Annotated in this window: 17 protein-coding genes and 1 pseudogene; 4 read left to right on the top strand and 14 right to left on the bottom strand. The window is 39.4% G+C overall.

Translation table 11 applies throughout. The features are described from left to right. Positions 1–99: 99 nt before the first annotated feature. Positions 100–1,503 carry a S1C family serine protease gene (locus tag H8S51_RS03060; protein ID WP_207724054.1) on the bottom strand — a complete coding sequence of 468 codons (1,404 nt, stop codon included), beginning with the start codon at positions 1,501–1,503 and terminating at the stop codon, positions 100–102. Positions 1,504–1,677: 174 nt separating this feature from the next. Here H8S51_RS03060 and H8S51_RS03055 point away from each other — a divergent pair, with 174 nt between their 5' ends. The 3 genes from H8S51_RS03055 to H8S51_RS03045 all read left to right on the top strand — a co-directional run bounded on the left by H8S51_RS03055 (position 1,678) and on the right by H8S51_RS03045 (position 6,364). Continuing rightward, a complete protein-coding gene (locus H8S51_RS03055; RefSeq protein WP_186900046.1) occupies positions 1,678–4,104 on the top strand; it encodes an endonuclease MutS2 in 2,427 nt (808 codons plus the stop codon). 122 nt (positions 4,105–4,226) lie between these two features. Continuing rightward, positions 4,227–4,931 (top strand): response regulator transcription factor, encoded by a 705-nt coding sequence (locus H8S51_RS03050; RefSeq protein WP_117920745.1) that lies wholly within the window; start codon positions 4,227–4,229, stop codon positions 4,929–4,931. Then, the gene (locus tag H8S51_RS03045; RefSeq protein ID WP_118210198.1) at positions 4,928–6,364 is read left to right on the top strand and encodes a sensor histidine kinase; all 1,437 of its coding nucleotides are present in this window, start codon (positions 4,928–4,930) and stop codon (positions 6,362–6,364) included. The genes H8S51_RS03050 and H8S51_RS03045 overlap by 4 nt, the downstream gene beginning before the upstream one ends. A 312-nt stretch (positions 6,365–6,676) precedes the next feature. Here the strand turns inward: H8S51_RS03045 and H8S51_RS03040 are convergent, their stop codons facing one another. The 6 genes from H8S51_RS03040 to H8S51_RS03015 all read right to left on the bottom strand — a co-directional run bounded on the left by H8S51_RS03040 (position 6,677) and on the right by H8S51_RS03015 (position 13,303). Continuing rightward, positions 6,677–7,054 (bottom strand): AMP-binding protein, encoded by a 378-nt coding sequence (locus H8S51_RS03040; RefSeq protein ID WP_118210196.1) that lies wholly within the window; start codon positions 7,052–7,054, stop codon positions 6,677–6,679. 34 nt (positions 7,055–7,088) lie between these two features. Beyond that, complete coding sequence (locus tag H8S51_RS03035) at positions 7,089–8,849, bottom strand: class I adenylate-forming enzyme family protein (protein WP_118210195.1); 1,761 nt, start codon at positions 8,847–8,849, stop codon at positions 7,089–7,091. Between the two features lie 46 nt (positions 8,850–8,895). Then, on the bottom strand, positions 8,896–10,593 hold the full coding sequence (locus tag H8S51_RS03030) for a class I adenylate-forming enzyme family protein (protein WP_118210194.1): 1,698 nt from the start codon (positions 10,591–10,593) through the stop codon (positions 8,896–8,898). 11 nt (positions 10,594–10,604) lie between these two features. After that, positions 10,605–11,522 (bottom strand): SEL1-like repeat protein, encoded by a 918-nt coding sequence (locus H8S51_RS03025; RefSeq protein ID WP_118210193.1) that lies wholly within the window; start codon positions 11,520–11,522, stop codon positions 10,605–10,607. Positions 11,523–11,691: 169 nt separating this feature from the next. Continuing rightward, positions 11,692–12,393, bottom strand: coding sequence for a lysophospholipid acyltransferase family protein (locus H8S51_RS03020; protein ID WP_118210192.1), 702 nt, complete (start codon positions 12,391–12,393; stop codon positions 11,692–11,694). Continuing rightward, positions 12,380–13,303 (bottom strand): lysophospholipid acyltransferase family protein, encoded by a 924-nt coding sequence (locus H8S51_RS03015; RefSeq protein WP_118210191.1) that lies wholly within the window; start codon positions 13,301–13,303, stop codon positions 12,380–12,382. Before H8S51_RS03015 ends, H8S51_RS03020 begins: the two co-directional genes overlap by 14 nt. A 179-nt stretch (positions 13,304–13,482) precedes the next feature. Between H8S51_RS03015 and H8S51_RS03010 the strand changes: the two genes are divergently transcribed. Continuing rightward, positions 13,483–13,803 (top strand): helix-turn-helix domain-containing protein, encoded by a 321-nt coding sequence (locus tag H8S51_RS03010; protein ID WP_118210190.1) that lies wholly within the window; start codon positions 13,483–13,485, stop codon positions 13,801–13,803. A 105-nt stretch (positions 13,804–13,908) separates the two neighbouring features. Here H8S51_RS03010 and H8S51_RS03005 read toward each other — a convergent pair. From H8S51_RS03005 to rpsK, 7 genes and pseudogenes are all read right to left on the bottom strand, one after another. After that, positions 13,909–14,228 (bottom strand): annotated as a pseudogene (locus H8S51_RS03005) (TfoX/Sxy family protein). A 3-nt stretch (positions 14,229–14,231) separates the two neighbouring features. Further along, a complete protein-coding gene (locus H8S51_RS03000) occupies positions 14,232–14,585 on the bottom strand; it encodes a TIGR04076 family protein (RefSeq protein ID WP_186900047.1) in 354 nt (117 codons plus the stop codon). A gap of 74 nt (positions 14,586–14,659) precedes the next feature. Then, positions 14,660–15,196, bottom strand: a complete 537-nt coding sequence (locus tag H8S51_RS02995; RefSeq protein ID WP_186900048.1) for a ClbS/DfsB family four-helix bundle protein — start codon at positions 15,194–15,196, stop codon at positions 14,660–14,662. Between the two features lie 283 nt (positions 15,197–15,479). Further along, positions 15,480–16,016, bottom strand: coding sequence for a bL17 family ribosomal protein (locus tag H8S51_RS02990; protein WP_006857842.1), 537 nt, complete (start codon positions 16,014–16,016; stop codon positions 15,480–15,482). 290 nt (positions 16,017–16,306) lie between these two features. After that, the gene (locus tag H8S51_RS02985) at positions 16,307–17,266 is read right to left on the bottom strand and encodes a DNA-directed RNA polymerase subunit alpha (RefSeq protein WP_006857843.1); all 960 of its coding nucleotides are present in this window, start codon (positions 17,264–17,266) and stop codon (positions 16,307–16,309) included. Between the two features lie 37 nt (positions 17,267–17,303). Next, positions 17,304–17,897: a 30S ribosomal protein S4 gene (rpsD, locus tag H8S51_RS02980; protein ID WP_117920743.1), complete on the bottom strand. Its 594-nt coding sequence runs from the start codon at positions 17,895–17,897 to the stop codon at positions 17,304–17,306. A 19-nt stretch (positions 17,898–17,916) separates the two neighbouring features. After that, complete coding sequence (rpsK, locus tag H8S51_RS02975; protein ID WP_006857845.1) at positions 17,917–18,309, bottom strand: 30S ribosomal protein S11; 393 nt, start codon at positions 18,307–18,309, stop codon at positions 17,917–17,919. Between the last annotated feature and the right edge of the window lie 62 nt (positions 18,310–18,371).

The raw sequence follows: 18,371 nt of genomic DNA, 5'->3' as shown, positions 1-18,371 counted from the left end.
TCTAAAACGCATACCGGTGTCCACATTTCTGTTTCTGACATGCATGGCCGCATCCGCATTTCTGCTTCTAAAATACATGCCTGTATCTGGTTCACATCTCTATGGCAGTACACTGACTTCTACCGTGCAGGTGATTTCCGTATAACCTTCCGGTCCCTGCCGCTCAATCTTCACTTCCACCGTATCTTCCGGCTTTAACGAAAGCAGTTTTTTCTCATAATTTTCTGCCGTAAGAATCTCATCCCCGTCAATCTCCGTAATGACATCCCCATTCTGAAGTCCCGCCGCCATTGCCGGTGAATCCATGCAGACATCTTTGATATAAGCGCCTTTTGGTATTTCATATTCACGTTCGATTGCTGCTGTAACCGTTGTCACTTCAAGCCCAAAGTAAGGGATATCCTGTCCGTTTGACAGCATCTCAATCAATGCTTTTAACTCGGAAATAGAGATCGCTGTCAGCGTATTTTCATCCCCCGCACTGCTGTATCCCTGCATCACGATTCCAATGATCTCGCCATCTACATTGACAAGTGCTCCGCTTCCGTTGCTGCTTCCTACAATATCTGTCGTAAACACACTGTAATTATGATCTATCGTAGAAATACTGTTCGTGGTGGATGTAATATTTCCAGTCAGGATTGAATAATTGGTTCCAAGCGGACTTCCGATCGCGATCGCGATCGTTCCCTGCGTAACAGTCAGTGAATTTCCAAGAACTGCAACTGCGATCGCATTCTTTGTACTTTCGGTAAGTTCTGACGCCTTTACGCTTAACACAGCTATCCCTGTATTGCCATCGTATTTTTTCATTTCAGCTTTCACGACAGCATCATTAATAAATGTGACATAGATTTCCTGTGCATCTGCAATCGCCTTGCGTTCTGTTAAAACCAGCAGTTCCCTGCCATTTTCCGCTACAATGATACCGGAAGCCTGCCCCTTACTCTCATATGGGTTATTAAACCAGTCGGTATCGCTCTTCACACCGGTTACCGTCACGATAAACTTGTTTGCTTCTTTTCCAACCGCATACAATTTATTCTGAAGTTTCTGAAAATCGGCAAGTTCAAGTTCCTGCATTTCATTGTTTGGAACATCCCCAGTGTTATGTTCCGTTTCCGGTTCATCCGTCTGCTCCTGCTGACTGTTTCCCGCTTCTTCTGTCTCCTGCTGCCCGTTTTCCGGCTCTTTATTTTCTCCCTGCTGTCCGTTATTCTCTGTGTCCTTTTGCTCTGTCGATTCCTGCGTATCGTCCTGTCCGCTTTCTTCCGTTTCTGTCACATCATCCTTCGGAATCGTAACGACAGGCTTCTCCTCCGGGTAAAACCAGTTTGAAAACTCCGGCTGCAATAAACTAAACACCAGTGCTGCCACCGTACCAAAAATAACGGCAAGCACTACGGTAAACAATGCTTTTTTTATAAGACGTTTTTTATTCAACGGCTTCTCCTTGATCTGCTCATTAATAAAAGAAAAGCCACCCTTCTCTTTCTCCTGCATGATTTTCCCTTCCTTAACAAAAATGAAAACCGCACCTTATTTATTATAGTTTGAATCACATACGCTTGCAACACTATTTTTGCATTTCCGGCTTTCCTTCCCCCAATTAATGGGATATAATGTGAATAAGCAATGAGCAGTGCCAAAAATCAACCACAAGGAATTATAAATCTTATGAATGAAAAAGTTTTAAAAACATTAGAATATAATAAAATCATTGCCCGCTTAGCGGAGCACGCCTCAAGTGAGGATGCAAAGAAACGTTGTCTCTCCCTCACACCGGGCACAGACATCAATGAGATCAATCTTTTACAGTTACAGACCAAAGATGCGCTAAACCGTCTCTTTAAAGGCGGCCGCATCTCTTTTTCCGGTGTCCATGATATCCGTGACTCCCTGAAACGTTTAGAGATCGGTGCAGCCTTAAGCATCACGGAGCTTTTGCGCGTCTGCTCTCTCCTTGAGGCAGCCAAACGTGCAAAAGCATTTTCCCGCGCCAGCATCGGACATACCGGACCGGACCGCCCTGTTTCAGCAGATGAGACAGACGAACTTCCGGTTGATTCCCTGACCGGATTTTTTGACCAGATCGAACCACTCACACCATTATGTGACGAGATCCGCCGCTGCATCTTATCGGAGGACGAAATCGCAGACGATGCCAGCAGCACACTCCGTTCCATCCGTAAATCCATGCGTGGCATGAACGATAAGATCCGTGCACAGATGAACTCGATGATCAACAATACAACTACACGCAGTTATTTGCAGGATGCCGTCATTACGATGCGTGACGGCCGCTATTGTCTGCCGGTCAAAGCCGAAGCAAAATCACAGGTTCCGGGTATGGTGCACGACCAGTCATCTTCCGGTTCCACACTCTTTATCGAACCGCTCGCTGTTGTAAACTTAAACAACGAATATAAAGCTCTTCTTATGAAAGAAAAAGAAGAAATCGAAGTCATTCTCGCCAACTTAAGCAACTTAACGGCAGGATACTCCATGCAGCTTCATACTGACTACAATGTGCTCACCGAACTTGATTTTATTTTTGCAAAAGCAGCTTTCGCCCAGACTTACAACGGTGTTGCTCCGACTTTCAATACCGACGGACGTATCAACATCAAAAAAGGGCGTCACCCGCTGCTCGACGCCAAAAAAGTTGTACCGATCGATGTACGTCTCGGAGAAGATTTTACGCTTCTGATCATTACTGGTCCAAACACCGGTGGTAAAACTGTCTCCTTAAAAACAGTCGGTCTTCTGACATTGATGGGGCAGGCAGGACTTCATATTCCGGCTTCCGAGCGTTCGGAACTCGGAATCTTTGAGGAAGTGTTTGCTGATATCGGAGATGAGCAGAGTATTGAACAGTCTTTAAGTACTTTCTCCTCCCATATGACAAATATCACACGCATTTTAAGTCAGGTAAATGACCGTTCCCTCGTGCTTTTCGATGAGCTTTGTGCCGGAACCGATCCAACGGAAGGTGCAGCACTTGCAATTTCTATTTTGTCAAAATTAAAACTATACGGTGCACGTGTCATGGCAACCACACACTACAGTGAATTAAAAGTATTTGCCCTTCAGACATCCGGCGTGGAAAATGCATGCTGTGAATTTGACGTTGAATCATTAAGTCCGACTTACCGTCTGCTGATCGGTATTCCCGGAAAAAGTAATGCATTTGCAATTTCCACCAAACTTGGTCTGGGTGAGGATATCATCGAGGATGCCAAAGGACGGATCAGCGAAAATGATATGAATTTCGAGGATCTTTTAGCAGATCTTGAAAAGAGCCGCATCACGATTGAAAAAGAACAGCTTGAGATCAACCAGTATAAAGAAGAAATCCAGAAATTAAAAGAACAGCTTGAACAGAAACAGGAACGTTTAGACGCAAGCCGTGACAAGATCCTGCGCGAGGCAAACGAGCAGGCTTACAATATCATCAAAGAGGCCAAAGACCTTGCCGATGAAACGATCCGTAATTTCAATAAATACGGCATCGCACATGCCCCGGTCAGCGAAATGGAAAAAGAGCGCACTAAACTGCGCGATAAGATGAACAACGCACAGAAAAAAATGTCTGACCAGAAAAAGAATGCTGCTCCAAACCATAAAGTTCCCAAAAAACTCCGCATTGGTGACCGCGTGAAAGTCATCAGCATGAATCTAAACGGAACCGTTCACTCCCTGCCAAACGCAAAGGGTGACCTTTATGTACAGATGGGTATTTTACGTTCTCTTGTCAACATTAACGACCTCATCCTGTTAGAGGAAGAAACTTCCCCGACCAGCAAAAAATACGGTCGTACCAGTGCCGGCAAGATCAAAATGAGCAAGTCTGCATCCGTCTCCACAGAGATCAACCTGATTGGCAAGACCACAGACGAAGCGATCGCCCTTTTAGATAAATACCTGGATGATGCCTACCTTGCACACATTCCGTCCGTGCGTATCGTCCACGGAAAAGGAACCGGTGCACTTCGCAACGCCGTACAGGCACATTTAAAACGTTTAAAATATGTGAAATCATTCCACCTCGGAGAGTATGGCGAAGGTGATGCCGGCGTAACAATTGCCGAATTCAAAGACTGATTTCAGACAAAAAGTAATTTCAGTAAGACAGATTTTATCTGATCCCATGCACAAAGCACTGCCGAAGCAATACCATTTCGTCTGATTTACAAACAGAATAACAACTAACAGGAGGTAATTTTATGGCAGCAAAACAAAAAATACTGATCGTCGATGATGATAATAATATTGCAGAACTGATCTCTCTTTATCTTACGAAAGAGTGTTTTGATACAAAAATTGTAAATGACGGTGAAGAAGCCTTAAAAGCATTCGAACAGTACAATCCGAACCTGATCCTTCTTGATCTGATGCTTCCGGGCATCGACGGCTATCAGGTATGCCGCGAAGTCCGTGCAAAAGCAAACGTGCCGATCATCATGCTCTCCGCAAAGGGTGAGATTTTTGATAAAGTACTCGGTCTTGAACTTGGAGCAGATGATTATATCATGAAGCCGTTCGATTCCAAAGAACTTGTTGCCCGCGTCAAAGCCGTTTTGCGCCGTTACCAGCCGGTCAAAATTGAAGAACCTGCTCCTGAATTAAAATGCGTAAAATACCCGGATCTGATCGTCAACTTATCCAACTACTCTGTTATTTATAAGGACAATCCGATCGACATGCCGCCAAAGGAATTAGAGCTTTTATATTTCCTTGCATCCTCGCCAAATCAGGTATTTACCAGAGAACAGCTTCTCGACCATATCTGGGGCTATGAATACATCGGCGACACCCGCACCGTGGATGTCCATGTAAAACGCCTCCGTGAGAAAATAAAGGACAATGACAGCTGGAGTCTCTCGACTGTCTGGGGAATCGGTTATAAGTTCGAGGTTAAAAATATATGAAACGGACACTCTACCCCAAACTGCTCGGCGGCTATCTGATCTACGGACTGATCTGCTTTATTATTATTTCAACCTTTGGTTACCACATTACTTTTAACTTCTTAGAGCGCCGGGATGCCTCGACGCTCTATCGGGAGTCTGCGCTGATTTCCTCTAACTATGCGGAAAACTATTTTAAGCGTTCCACAACCTTAGAGGAAATGAAAACACAGCTCTCCACCCTAAGCACTTACCTTTCCAGCGAAATCTGGATCATCGATAAGCAGGGACAGATCCTTTTAAACACAGCTTCTGCTACTTCTCCAGTGGAAAATGCAGAGCCGGAAGTAATTCCTGATTTTGACGTGACTGATTTTGGAAATAAATATTACCGCACCGGAAACTTTTACGGTCATTTTGACTCAGAAACATTAAGTGTGTTTTCACCGATCACTGTAAATTACAAAGTACGCGGCTATGTGATCATACATAAACCGGTCAGCTCCATCGTCAATTTATCCAACCTGCTGACCAATCTTTCCTATCAGACGTTTGCACTTTTATTTCTGGCAGCATTTGTTGTTTTAGCACTCTTTACCTGGATCGTCTATATCCCGATCCGCAAAATTGCCAAAGGCGCCAATGAATATGCCGCCGGAAATTTTGAGGCAAAGATCGATGTCCACTCCAATGATGAGATCGGTTATCTTGCTGCCTCGCTCAACTATATGGCAAATGAATTAAACACGCTTGAGGAGGATCAGCGAAAATTTGTCTCCAATGTCTCACATGACTTCCGCTCTCCGCTGACCTCGATCAAAGGCTACGTAGAAGCAATGCTTGACGGAACAATCCCGGTTGAAATGCAGGATAAATATTTAAACATCATCCTTTTTGAGACAGAACGTTTGAACAAACTGACAAAAAGCCTTCTGGAATTAAACAAATTCGGCTCACACGGTGTTATGTTAGACATCACCAGTTTTGATATCAATCACACAATCCGCATGACCGTACAGACCTTTGAGGGAACCTGTATGGAAAAACATATCCGTTTTAACCTGATCTTAAGCGGTGAGACACTGTTTGTCTCTGCTGATTTCAGCAAAATTCAGCAGGTGCTTTATAACCTGATCGACAATGCACTCAAATTCAGCCATGCAAATTCATCGATCACGATCGAGACGACCGAAAAAAATGAAAAGGTCTTTGTATCAGTCAAAGACACCGGAATTGGTATTCCAAAAGACAGTATCAAGAAAATCTGGGAGCGTTTCTATAAAACCGATCTTTCCCGTGGGAAAGACAAGAAAGGAACCGGTCTTGGTCTTTCCATTGTCAAAGAAATCATCCAGGCTCACGGAGAAAACATCAACTGTATCAGTACCGAGGGTGTTGGTACGGAATTTATCTTTACACTGCCGTTAGCGAAAGAACAGGAGGAGCATGCCTGATGGCATGCTCTTTTACATAACGTGATTATTAAAATTCACCTTTTCAAGGATTTACCGTCTTAGTTTTTGTATATAATCATATTTGTTTCCACTCTTAAGCATTTTCAGCCAAGATATATAATTATTTTTCCCATTCCTTATATTTCTGAATATATTTGTTATTTCCACTCCCATTCTTAATGTATAAGGTAATGATTCTGTCCCAGATACATAAATTACTTTCTCTACTGAAATATCACCTATAATTTTATCTATCTTTGGGATTGCCAAATCTATGGTAACCAACACCTTGCAATTTCTTTCCGTTATATACTACTTTATTCTCTCTGCTCCAGTTCTCGGATCAATCGGAACAAAGCATGCTCCCAAATCATTTAAGGCATACTCCGCATATATTGTTTCCGGTAAATTTGGAAGCATCAACGCAACACTATCATTATTTTTTACTCCTAATGCTGCAAATGCCGATGCTACCCGAGTAATATTAGACAATAATTTTTCATAAGATATTTTATTTCCAAAATAAATGATAGCAGTTTCCTTTAAATGTTTTTTGGCACTGTTTCTCATAAAATCAACTAATTTTACGTCACAGTATTCCATATCATAATTAATGTTTGCACCATAATATTTCATCCACGGCTTGTCTATGGATGGATAGCCCGTGTTTCCCATTTGTTTCTCATCCATTTTCTGCAGCCTCCTTTAACATTTTCATCAATCGTTATCTGACTTTCCAGGCATTTCCCCTCGAATCAACAAATCCGCTATCTTCTGCTTTCAACGCCTCCACGTTTCTTTTTCCATTTGGATGAACCGGCAGTGCCTGACGCAGTTTATATGCCACCGGAATTGCATTCTCTGAAAGCTGTTCTGATAACTTTTTATGAATCCGTGGAATTACAGTTCTGGTATCTGTAACTCCATTTTTTTTCAGTACAACATGAAGTATTGGTTTAAATTTTCCATTGATCTGTACTGCAACTGCTTTGCACTGGGAGACCGCCTCATCCTCTAAAACAATATGCTCTATATCAAACAGATAAATGCGTTTTCCATCCTCACTATAAAAACTGTCACTTGCCCGCCCTTCCACAAAAAGGTAACCATCCTCGTCCACATACCCAATATCTCCGGTACATCCCCATATACAATGGTTCTGATCTTCGTAAAAGTACTTTTTTGTTTCTACCGGATTTTTATAATATTCCTTCATTCTTGCAGGAGAATTGACTCTGATTTCTCCTCTTTGACCATATGATAGTTCCTGATTTGTCTCAGTATCAAACGCAGCAACTGTCACACCCTTTATCGGATACCCAGATGATCGTACCTTATTATGTTCAGGTGAAGTGGACGTAACTGTACTTCCAAGCTCACACATTCCATATCCTTTGATCAATGGTGCATTACACCCACTCTTTCTTAGAAAATCAGTGATTATTTTTTCTTCCTGCGGCGTTACCGCTTCGCCTCCGGTAATCGGATATTTCATCTTTTTCAGGTTTATCTTTTTCCATTTTTTTGATCGTGCAAGTGCCATCCATATACTTGTCGGATTCAGAGTCATTGTCGGTTTATATTTTCTTATGCCATCAATCACCCTTTCTTTTTCAAATTGCAGTTCTGGTATTACTGTCATTCCCATGCGAAGCGGCATTAAAATATCAAGCACATTTCCCGTAGAAAACCAGATTGGAATAACTGCATAAAACGTATCGCCTCTTTCATAATTGAAATCTTCGTTATCATAATGAGCTATTGTTGCATTGATTCCATCATTTGTTAACAAAATCCCTTTTGAAGCGCCTGTAGTTCCGGATGAATACACCATAATACATCCACGATTTTTTTCATAAGATCTCTCAGTCTCTCCATTATAGTCATTCCCATATTTTATAAACGATTTCCAGGAATAAAATCCTTTATGATCTGTTCTTTTTTTATTCCAGTTTTTTTGCCCTGCACATACAACTAATTTTGCCAGCTCTGGCATAGATTCCGTAACAGGCATAACAACTGTTTTATTTATGCCGATACGAGGTACAGCATCCACAATATAAGAAAGCATTTCATCCATAACAAACAAAATTTTCGACTTTGTGTCATTGATCCGCTGTACCATCTGCTCTGTAGTAAATAACGGATTAATAAAATTTGCGATTGCTCCTATCTTACTGCAGGCAATCATCAGATATATAGCTTCCGGTACGGCTGCAGTACAAAGAGTGACACAGTCCCCTTCCTTTATTCCATATTTCACAAGTGATTTTGCACATGCATCCACATTATTAAACAACTGCGCATATGTAATTTTATTTCCATAATACGAAATAGCTGTATCTTTCAGATATTTTGAATTATTGCTATAAATATTCTGATACAACGTACACGCTGGTTCCTTGTTTTGTATATCTGACTGCGTGTAATATTTTAGCCATGGCTTGTCTATGGATGGATAGCCAATTTTCTCCTGTATATTCATCTGTCTGCTCCTTCAAGCTGCAATATTCTTATCGTTTTCTTCCCACTCACCTTGTCATCTTCTCCAACGTTTTATAATCAATCTTCCCACTCTGTGTCAGCGGTATTTCATCCATTTCAATAATTTGTTTCGGTACAAGGTGTACCGGTAATTTTTCTTTGCAATACTGCTGCAAACCTGTCAAAAAGTTATTATTATTTTTACTTTCTGCTGTTCGCTTTACACAGGCAATAGCAGTCGCTATATTTTGTGCATCAAGCTCCACAACCACTGCACACATATCTACCTCTGGGTATTCAGTGATGGTTTCTTCTATACGTTGTGGGAACAGTTTATAAACTATTCCATCTGCATCCTGTGTGATATATATTCTTTTGATTCTTCCCACAAAATGTACAAATCCATCTTCATCCACAAATCCTAAATCACCTGTATGAACCCATAATCTATTCTCTTCATCCCTGTCACAAATCTTCTTTGTTTCTTCCTCATTATCCAGATATCCCAGCATATGACTTGGTGTGCAAAAACATAATTCACCAGTTTCGTTATATTTCAGCATTTCTCCATTATCTGGATTGATTACTTTGATATTTACCTTACAAAGCGGAATTCCAAGTGTGCCTGCTTTATACACATGATTCATAGACGTTGTTACTGTAGCTGCAAATTCGGTCATTCCATATCCCGTTAAATATTTTGCATCTGAATGGTGATTTCGCAACGTTTCATTAAGATAATTTTCTTCTTCCAAACTTAATGATTCTCCCCCTCCCGCCATCGTGATGCAATAACTCATATTCCCGCTTAAACGTTGAACCAATTTTCTGATAATGACAGGTCCAGATACACAGTGATTTGGCTTGTATTTCTTATACTCTTCTATAAATTTTTCAGGATCAACGATCATAATAGAAGTCGTTCCAAGACTCAACGGAAGATGCACATTTAAGCTCAACCCAATTGACAAAAAAGGCGGCATAAACGTAAGAAACGTTTCCCCTCTTGTAAATTTCATTCCTGATTTTTCATATTGCCATGCTACCGCATTAAGGCTGTCATTACTTAACATTACGCCCTTGGGTGTTCCGGTTGTTCCACTTGTATACACAATCACTGACAATTCGTTCTCATGGTAAGATGTCTGCTGTGCTTTCTGATGTTCTCCGGCTTTCAGAAAATCCTTCCACTTCCAAAATCCTTTTGTATTAATTTTGCTTTTTAAAGCAGAAAATTTTTGTACCGGAAAGCCCAAAGAATCTGTCGGTGAAATTGCGAGCACCCTTATTTTTTCTATATCCTCTACAACATTTCTGACTTTTTCTGCTGCCACATCCAGAAAAATAAACATTTTAGAATCTGTATTTCTTACCGTCTCTACAATCTCCTCTTCCGAAAGCGTCATATAAACCATGTTCGCAACCGCACCTATATAATTCAGCGCATATATGCAGTAAATTGTTTCCGGTGTATTCAGTGACATAATCGTAACAGCATCCCCTTTTCGGATTCCCTGTGCCCAGAACGCATCTGCTGTTTTACGGATATTTTCAAAAAGTTTTTGGTATGTAATTTTTTTAGTAAAATACCGCAGGGCTATGCCATCTAAATGTGACTTGTTGTGATCAAATATATACTCATACATCGTACATTTCGGGATTTCACCATAAAGAGCTTCCTCGCTGTAGTATTTCATCCACGGCTTGTCTATGGATGGATAGCCGGTTTTCTTTTGTGTATTCATACATTTTCCCCTCATTGTATCATTTCAAAATCTTCTTCTAACATCTCTATTCCAACACATTCATTACAATATTCTTTATATGTATAGACAGTTTCTTCTCCATAATTACACTCATCAACTTTTATAAATCGCACAATATCACTATTATCTGGACTGTTTGAAACATAAATTGTTTGCTCATATTCCCACTTATAAAATTCATCTAATAATTCCTCTTTACCATCGTCAGTTACATCCACAATAAAAGACATAACCAAATTTTTTGCTACATCTAAATCACAATTTTCATATCCTTCAAAATGACTTACAAAAAATCGCAACATTTTTTCATCATTTATTTCATATCCCTGCTTTATCAACTCAACTCGATCATCTTGTTTTGTACGAAAATGAAGCGCCAATTTATTTTCATATGCTTTTATATCTCCATTCGCAATTGCTTTGTCATAATAAAAATCTGCCTGTTCTATATTTACTGGATAATAAAGTCCATTTGCATACATATATCCCATATTATTCTGCACTAATTTATTATTATAAATTTTTTGTATGCTATAAATTTCTGCCAACTGTTGATAATTTTGTGCACCATATGCATTTTGTGCAGCTAACAACAACGACTCCTCGCTCATAGATTCATTTACAATAGCTGCATTATTATTTGTAATCGTATTAGCAACTGTATTGGTATCTCCATTAATTATGGTAGATTCGATCTTATCTATTCTTTGTGTGATATCCGTCTCGTATTGTGTTATTTTTTCATTTATTTGACTATATTGCTGTATCTGATTACCAGAAACAATGTTTACCCGCTCTATTAAATAACCGCCTAAAACTATATCCAGAATTGGAATAATCACTGTCGTAATCACTTTTAGAAGTTTATCTAAAATACTTTTCCGCTTGCTTTCTGTAGCTTCATCCATATGCACCTTTTCCCCTTTATTTACATTGCATATTTGTATTTCATAAGTCTATTGTTTCCTTAACTCCATACCATTTGTTTATTTAACTTTTGATATATTGTCTTTTTCTCCAATCCCTCTTTGTATCCATAAATCTTTCTAAACCATCCTGCTGTTATTTCACATGCTACTACTCTTCTCTCCTAATACAACTCATCTCATACTTGTAATTTAATTTGGGATATTCTTTTAATCTCTTTTCTTTTTCCCTATCCCACTCTTTCAGATCGATCTCACTACGTTTTTCCATCGGGAAATATTCCCATATATTCCAACGCAATGTTGCCATTGTGTCTCTTAACATATCCGCACTTTGCTTTTTATCCTGATCTTTCCTATAATATGCAGGCTTGTCGAAAGCAATATAAACATCATCCTTCCTATATTCCATAACAACCGGAATAAGTGGCTTTCCAGTTTCCATTGCCAATGTAATTCCTCCCCAATAGATAGGAAGCATTGGAGAAGAAGGCAGCAAATTCCATGTTCCTTCCGGGAAAATGAGTAAATTATTTTTCTTCATTAGTAACTTTTTCATTCTTTTATACGCGAATGATCTGCTATTTCTATTTTTTCTATCAACCCAGACAGTTCCATTTATTTCAAATCCAAGCCAGTCCATAAATTGAAGTGATTGTTTTCCTGCCAAAACATAGGTATGACTTTTTAAAAGATCTACCGCAACTGGCACATCCCATCTACATGAATGATTCGCCATATAAATTGCTCCGTCTCTCTCCATAGGTATTTCACTTAATATATGTAAAGTCTTTCCATGTATTTTTCTTGATATTTTCAATGAAATCGGATGCAGTATCTTATAAATTATCATTTGTCATCCATCCCAATCCTTCCTCGTTTTTTAATATCTCTAGCCATGTAGGAATGTTCTTAGTTTTTAATTCAATCTGAGTAAGCCAATATTGCCTTTTTTCTTCTGGAATATATGTATTAATAATCTGCTCTCTCAGACTATATTCCTTCCACTCTCTTCTTCTCTGTTCTATAAAATTTTTCCAATAATCATCTGAAATATCTGATCTTTTCTTCAGCCCCTCCCGTTCCCAAATCTGCCACTTTAATGTTGCTAACATATCCCGCAATTCACAATTCAATTTTTTCTTATTTATGTTTTTACCTGTTACTTCAATAGTTTTCCCCATGTTAATAACAAATCTCTTATCATATTGTTCTATAGCAATTGGGCAAATGGATGCACCTGTTTCAATTGCACTGTAGACCGCACCGTATGCAATATCATTTACAATCGAATTTTCCGAAAGATTCCATGTCCCTTCCGGAAAAATCATAATATTAGCACCACACCTGAGCAAACGAATCATTATCTCTTTTGTATTCATCTTATCTGCTTTATCTCTTTCATCCACATAAACGATTCCATTTGCTTTTAATATAATTCCATTCAAACCTCTGCTTAAATTTTTATAATCTGCAGCTATTACATAAAATTGTTCCTGTATCTGCTCATTTACAATCTCAAAATCCCATTTTCCTATATGAGTTACCACGAAAATAATTGGTTTATTATGAAAAGCAGACTTTTCATTCATTATCTCCACACTAAAACCATTTATTTTTCGTTGAATAAATAAACCGGATCTGATAATCGGTCGAAATACTTTTTTCAGTTTTAGAAATTTACATTTTTCATTTTTTATCAAAAAATTTCTTTTTCTATTTTTATATTTCTGTAATTTCTTTTCCCATTTATTGTTTTTCATTTGTATTTATATTTATCCCCATTTACTACTATATATCGTACTAATTATACGATAATGCGTTTAAAATTTCAATATTTATACTACGCATTAATACATGTTTTATACGCATTTCAAAATTATTTTACTACGATATTGCACACTATAATAAACGATATAACGAAGTATTAAGGAGGCAGAAAATGAACGTATTAGATCGAATTGTAGAATTTAGAACTGCAAAAGGATGGTCTGAATACCAACTTGCAGAAGAGTCCGGAATGACTCAATCTACAATTTCATCCTGGTATCGCAGACATATGACACCTTCTATCCCCTCTCTGGAGCGAATTTGCGATGCATTTGGTATCTCTTTATCCCAGTTTTTTATGGAGAGTGGTGCCCAGCCCGTATTTCTTACTGATAAACAAGTTGAATTGATCAATGCCACAAATAAACTTTCACCGGAACAGTTAGATTCCCTGATTACTTTTTTAGAAACATTAAATAATAAAAATGTTTGATTCTTTAACAAAAGAAAGCCAGTTCAAACTGCTTTTCATCTGCAGTTTAAACTGGCTTTCCTGTACATAATCGGTATTTCTCACTTTTTCAATTTTGTTACTTTCCTATTTCTTTTTCTTCCCTTTTACCTCCGGCAGCTCCTCATACATCGCAACGAACAATCCCTGCAAAAACTCTTTATCATCCACCTCGTCTACCAGCAGCATTCTTTTGCTCCCTCATACGGCAGTTCGTAGGAGGCTTCCCACAGATAGGAAAGTGCCGCTTTTACCGGCTTTACCAACAGCCTGTCATCATAGATACCACCAACGATTTTACCGCAGTAATAAATAATAAATTCGCCCATCATAGCCCGGTATGAGATTTCTTCCAACTCCGCTAACTGTCCTAAAATAAATTGTAAATATTCCTTACTTGATGCCATATCCTACTGCTCCTTCCAAAATCCACCCTTATGGAAGTTTTCATTTCCTAACGGTGTTGCCGTCAGTCGGAACATCACACATCCGTCCGGACACACAATATCTTTCACATATCTGCTGCTTCCGCCAAGATTCTCAAGATCTCCGCCACTTCTAACCGCCTCCATGATTGGATAAAGCATCATCATTGTTTTTGAGCAGATCCCCTGACCATCTTTATTGACCGGACATCCATAGGTGCAGGTATATTGATCCCCAACCTCTTCCCCATTTCTGCAATAATGTTCTGTGTGATCTCCTCGTAAAAACCCTGTAACTTCTATTTCAAATTCATATTCTTCATTGTACCATTTTTTCATAGCTGGTCTCCTTCTCTAAGTAATTTATTGCAACGGGGCAGCGAAAATCTCAAATTGGTATGCAGGCACATTTCTTATCCAACCCGCTTTTTATGTGCTTTCATTTTCTTCATCGCCCAATCATAATGACTGCTTGTATTACTGATAAAATAATTTCCAATACAGTTTCCGCCCACCCATGGATAATAAGTCCTGGTAAAAAGTTCTTCCTGTAAAAACGTATCTAATGCCTCCATCACTCTTTTGTGTGAATCCTTAAACCGTTCGAGTGCCTCTTCTTCGGAAATATTCTGACAGCGCCGAAAGAATACCATATTCATATCACCATACGTTTTCCAGTTATATCCTTCCAGCAGGAATGGCTTATTGCTGCCGTTTTCACGGTTTTTGACCCATTCTAAAAGCAGCAGATGCCACTCATTCAGATGCATCAGTACGTCTCTTAAATTTCTATCACGTCTCCAGTGTGCTTCCTTTTTCTTTTCATCATCCAGAAAATCATACGGTGCACTTTTCTCCGCTTCTGTTCTCCGTTCAATCATAGAAAGCAGTTTCTCATAATTTGTGTTTGCAGCCTCTATTAACTCCTGTTTATTTTTCGGTCTTGCCATTTTCAATCCCTCCATTTTAGCACGGCAGCTATATATCATGTTTAGCATAACATCTTTCAACACATATGAACAGACTTCGGCCGGAAACTTCGTATGAAACAAATTTTCTTATTTTCATACAACGGCACAAAACAGCCTCGGCTTAGTGCAATTTTCCATTCAAAAAACTGAAAGCCACCTTTTGATATCCAAACCTATCTACAACATACAAAAAAGCCAGCCCAGTCTGCATCATCTGCAGCCTGGACTGGCTTTTTTCACGTTCTCATATTTTGGATAGTGATTATACTAACTCAAGTAATACCTCTAAAGCGCCATCACCTTTACGCTGACCGATCTTTACGATTCTTGTGTAACCACCGTTACGGTCTGCATATTTCGGAGCGATCTCATCGAATAATTTAGCAACAAGATCAACTTCTTTGGTGTTTTTCTTTCTTCCGGCAGCTTCAGTCGGAACTTCTTTTACGGTGTAGAGAACTTTTAACATCTCTCTACGAGCATGAAGACGGGATGGCTTATCTTTCTTGATAGTCTTCTCAACTTCATCGTATACAGTAACTTTCTTACCGTCTACAACTTCTTTTACTCTCTTACCGTCTTTATCTTTGCGGGCAACTTTTGCTTTTACAGTAACTTCTTCGTAGTTGTCTTTCTCTTTTACTGCTAAAGCGATGATTCCCTCAGCGATTTTGCGAACCTCTTTTGCCTTTGCTTCTGTGGTAACGATCTTACCATTGTTTAATAATGCTGTTACCTGACCTCTTAATAAAGCTTTTCTCTGGCTAGAGGTTCTGCTTAATTTACGATACTTTGCCATTTTTAATATCCTCCATTTTGTGGAACATCCGGCCACGCGCTTTGGACTTACTTACCGGACGCCATATTCTTGTTTCGGAGTGGTTCTGTGATACCGCACAGTGCCATTCCAAGTGCCACTCATGATCCGTGTGTCAGAATCTCGTCTGCCTCATCCCTCTGACTGTCTCTGACGCATTTCCTCGTCAGGCATATCAGAGCAACAAATGCATACACTCTGCACACCAGACATACTCCATGCCGCATGGTCTTACTGTTTCTGCCTGTATCGGGGAATGTAAAGCGCTCGCTTTACTCCTCTCCCTGGTTTAACTGAAGTCCTAACTCTTTTAATTTAGCAAGAACTTCCTCTAATGATTTACGTCCTAAGTTACGAACCTTCATCATATCTTCCGGTGTTCTGTTTGTCAGTTCTTCGACTGTGTTAATGCCGGCTCTCTTCAAACAGTTATAAGAACGAACGGAAAGCTCAAGTTCATCGATATTCATCTCAAGAACTTTCTCTTTTGCATTGTCCTCTTTCTCGATCATGACATCAGCCTGCTGAGCAGCTTCGGAAAGATCGATGAAAAGACTTAAATGCTCGCTTAAAACCTTAGCAGCTAAGCTGACAGCCTCATCTGGCTCTAAGGTACCGTTTGTATAAACGTCCAAAGTAAGCTTATCATAGTCTGTAATCTGACCAACACGGGTATTTTCAATCAAAAGATTTACTCTTTCTACCGGTGTATAGATAGAGTCGATGGCAATAACGCCGATCGGAATATCCTCTGTCTTATTCTTGTCTGCACTTACATAGCCTCTGCCGTTTGTAATGGTAAGCTCCATGTAAAGCTTGCAGTCAGGTCCGCCATTTAAATTGGCAATTACCAGATCCGGATTTAAAATCTGAATATCAGAATCAACCTGGATATCTGCTGCTGTGACTACACCTTCGCCCTCGAATTCAATGTAAGCAACTTTAGGTTCATTTGTAGAGCTGTTATTTCTGATGGCAAGATTTTTGATATTCATAATAATCTCAGTTACATCTTCCTTAACACCAGGAATGGAACTGAATTCATGTAAAACACCGTCGATCTTAACCTGGCTTACAGCAGCACCCGGCAAAGAAGAAAGCATGATTCTTCTTAAAGAATTACCAAGTGTCGTACCATAGCCTCTTTCCAAAGGTTCTACAACAAACTTTCCGTACTTCTTGTCTTCTGAAATTTCTGCGATTTCAATTTTTGGTTTTTGAAAATCGAACACTACAAAGTCCCTCCTTCTCGGGTAATTTGCTTAACTATTACTTAGAATATAACTCGACGATAAGCATCTCATCAACAGGAACGTCGATCTGCTCTCTGGAAGGTAATTCTTTTACAGTTCCCTGTAATTTCTCAGCGTCAACATCTAACCACTCCGGAACTAATCTTCCGCCGGTAACTTCAACGATGTCTTTCATTCTCTGAAGACCTTTGTTTTTCTCTTTGATCTCGATAACATCGCCAGCTTTTACTAAGTAAGAAGGAATGTTAACCTGTTTACCATTTACTAAGATAAATTTGTGGTCAACGATCTGTCTTGCTTCTTTTCTTGTTCTTGCGAATCCCATACGGAATACAACGTTATCTAATCTGGACTCTAACATGGTCATTAAGTTTGTACCAGTCATGCCCTTCATCTGATCAGCTTTCACATAGTAGTTGTGGAAAGGTTTTTCCAGAACACCATAGATGAATTTTGCTTTCTGTTTTTCTCTTAACTGAAGTCCGTACTCGGAAACTTTCTTATTTGCTCTCTTTAACTCTCTGTTGGATTTTTTATCATATCCAAGGTAACTTGGCTCTAAACCAAGTGATCTACATCTTTTCAGAACAGGAACTTTATTTACTGCCATCTTCGTCTTTCCCTCCTAATTAAACTCTTCTGCGTTTTGGTGGACGACATCCATTGTGAGGTACTGGAGTTACGTCTTTGATGCTGGTAACCTCAAGACCACATGCAGAAAGTGCACGGATCGCTGCTTCTCTTCCTGAACCCGGTCCTTTAACCATAACATCTACAGTCTTTAATCCGTGGATTAAAGCAGCCTTTGTAGCTGTCTCAGCTGCCATCTGTGCAGCATACGGAGTAGATTTCTTTGAACCTCTAAATCCAAGACCACCGGCACTTGCCCATGATAAAGCATTACCTTCAGCATCTGTGATAGTTACGATTGTATTGTTAAAAGATGACTGAATATGTGCCTGTCCGCGTTCAACGTTTTTCTTTACACGCTTTTTTGTCACTTTTTTTGTAACTTTAGCCATATCTAAACTAACCTACTTTCTCTAAAATATAAAATATCGACTGATACGAATTACTTCTGTTG

The organism is Roseburia rectibacter, assembly GCF_014287515.2.
In the GTDB taxonomy this organism is placed as follows: domain Bacteria; phylum Bacillota; class Clostridia; order Lachnospirales; family Lachnospiraceae; genus Roseburia; species Roseburia rectibacter.
Note: the sequence above shows the minus strand (reverse complement) of the source record. Positions and strands in the feature narration are given on the sequence as shown.

Bases quoted from the DNA above. Each gene is read 5' to 3' on its own strand.
- H8S51_RS03060 (WP_207724054.1), bottom strand. From the start codon at position 1,503: ATGCAGGAGAAAGAGAAGGGTGGCTTTTCTTTTATTAATGAGCAGATC.
- H8S51_RS03055 (WP_186900046.1), top strand. From the start codon at position 1,678: ATGAATGAAAAAGTTTTAAAAACATTAGAATATAATAAAATCATTGCC.
- H8S51_RS03050 (WP_117920745.1), top strand. From the start codon at position 4,227: ATGGCAGCAAAACAAAAAATACTGATCGTCGATGATGATAATAATATT.
- H8S51_RS03045 (WP_118210198.1), top strand. From the start codon at position 4,928: ATGAAACGGACACTCTACCCCAAACTGCTCGGCGGCTATCTGATCTAC.
- H8S51_RS03040 (WP_118210196.1), bottom strand. From the start codon at position 7,054: ATGGATGAGAAACAAATGGGAAACACGGGCTATCCATCCATAGACAAG.
- H8S51_RS03035 (WP_118210195.1), bottom strand. From the start codon at position 8,849: ATGAATATACAGGAGAAAATTGGCTATCCATCCATAGACAAGCCATGG.
- H8S51_RS03030 (WP_118210194.1), bottom strand. From the start codon at position 10,593: ATGAATACACAAAAGAAAACCGGCTATCCATCCATAGACAAGCCGTGG.
- H8S51_RS03025 (WP_118210193.1), bottom strand. From the start codon at position 11,522: ATGGATGAAGCTACAGAAAGCAAGCGGAAAAGTATTTTAGATAAACTT.
- H8S51_RS03020 (WP_118210192.1), bottom strand. From the start codon at position 12,393: ATGATAATTTATAAGATACTGCATCCGATTTCATTGAAAATATCAAGA.
- H8S51_RS03015 (WP_118210191.1), bottom strand. From the start codon at position 13,303: ATGAAAAACAATAAATGGGAAAAGAAATTACAGAAATATAAAAATAGA.
- H8S51_RS03010 (WP_118210190.1), top strand. From the start codon at position 13,483: ATGAACGTATTAGATCGAATTGTAGAATTTAGAACTGCAAAAGGATGG.
- H8S51_RS03000 (WP_186900047.1), bottom strand. From the start codon at position 14,585: ATGAAAAAATGGTACAATGAAGAATATGAATTTGAAATAGAAGTTACA.
- H8S51_RS02995 (WP_186900048.1), bottom strand. From the start codon at position 15,196: ATGGCAAGACCGAAAAATAAACAGGAGTTAATAGAGGCTGCAAACACA.
- H8S51_RS02990 (WP_006857842.1), bottom strand. From the start codon at position 16,016: ATGGCAAAGTATCGTAAATTAAGCAGAACCTCTAGCCAGAGAAAAGCT.
- rpsD (WP_117920743.1), bottom strand. From the start codon at position 17,897: ATGGCAGTAAATAAAGTTCCTGTTCTGAAAAGATGTAGATCACTTGGT.
- rpsK (WP_006857845.1), bottom strand. From the start codon at position 18,309: ATGGCTAAAGTTACAAAAAAAGTGACAAAAAAGCGTGTAAAGAAAAAC.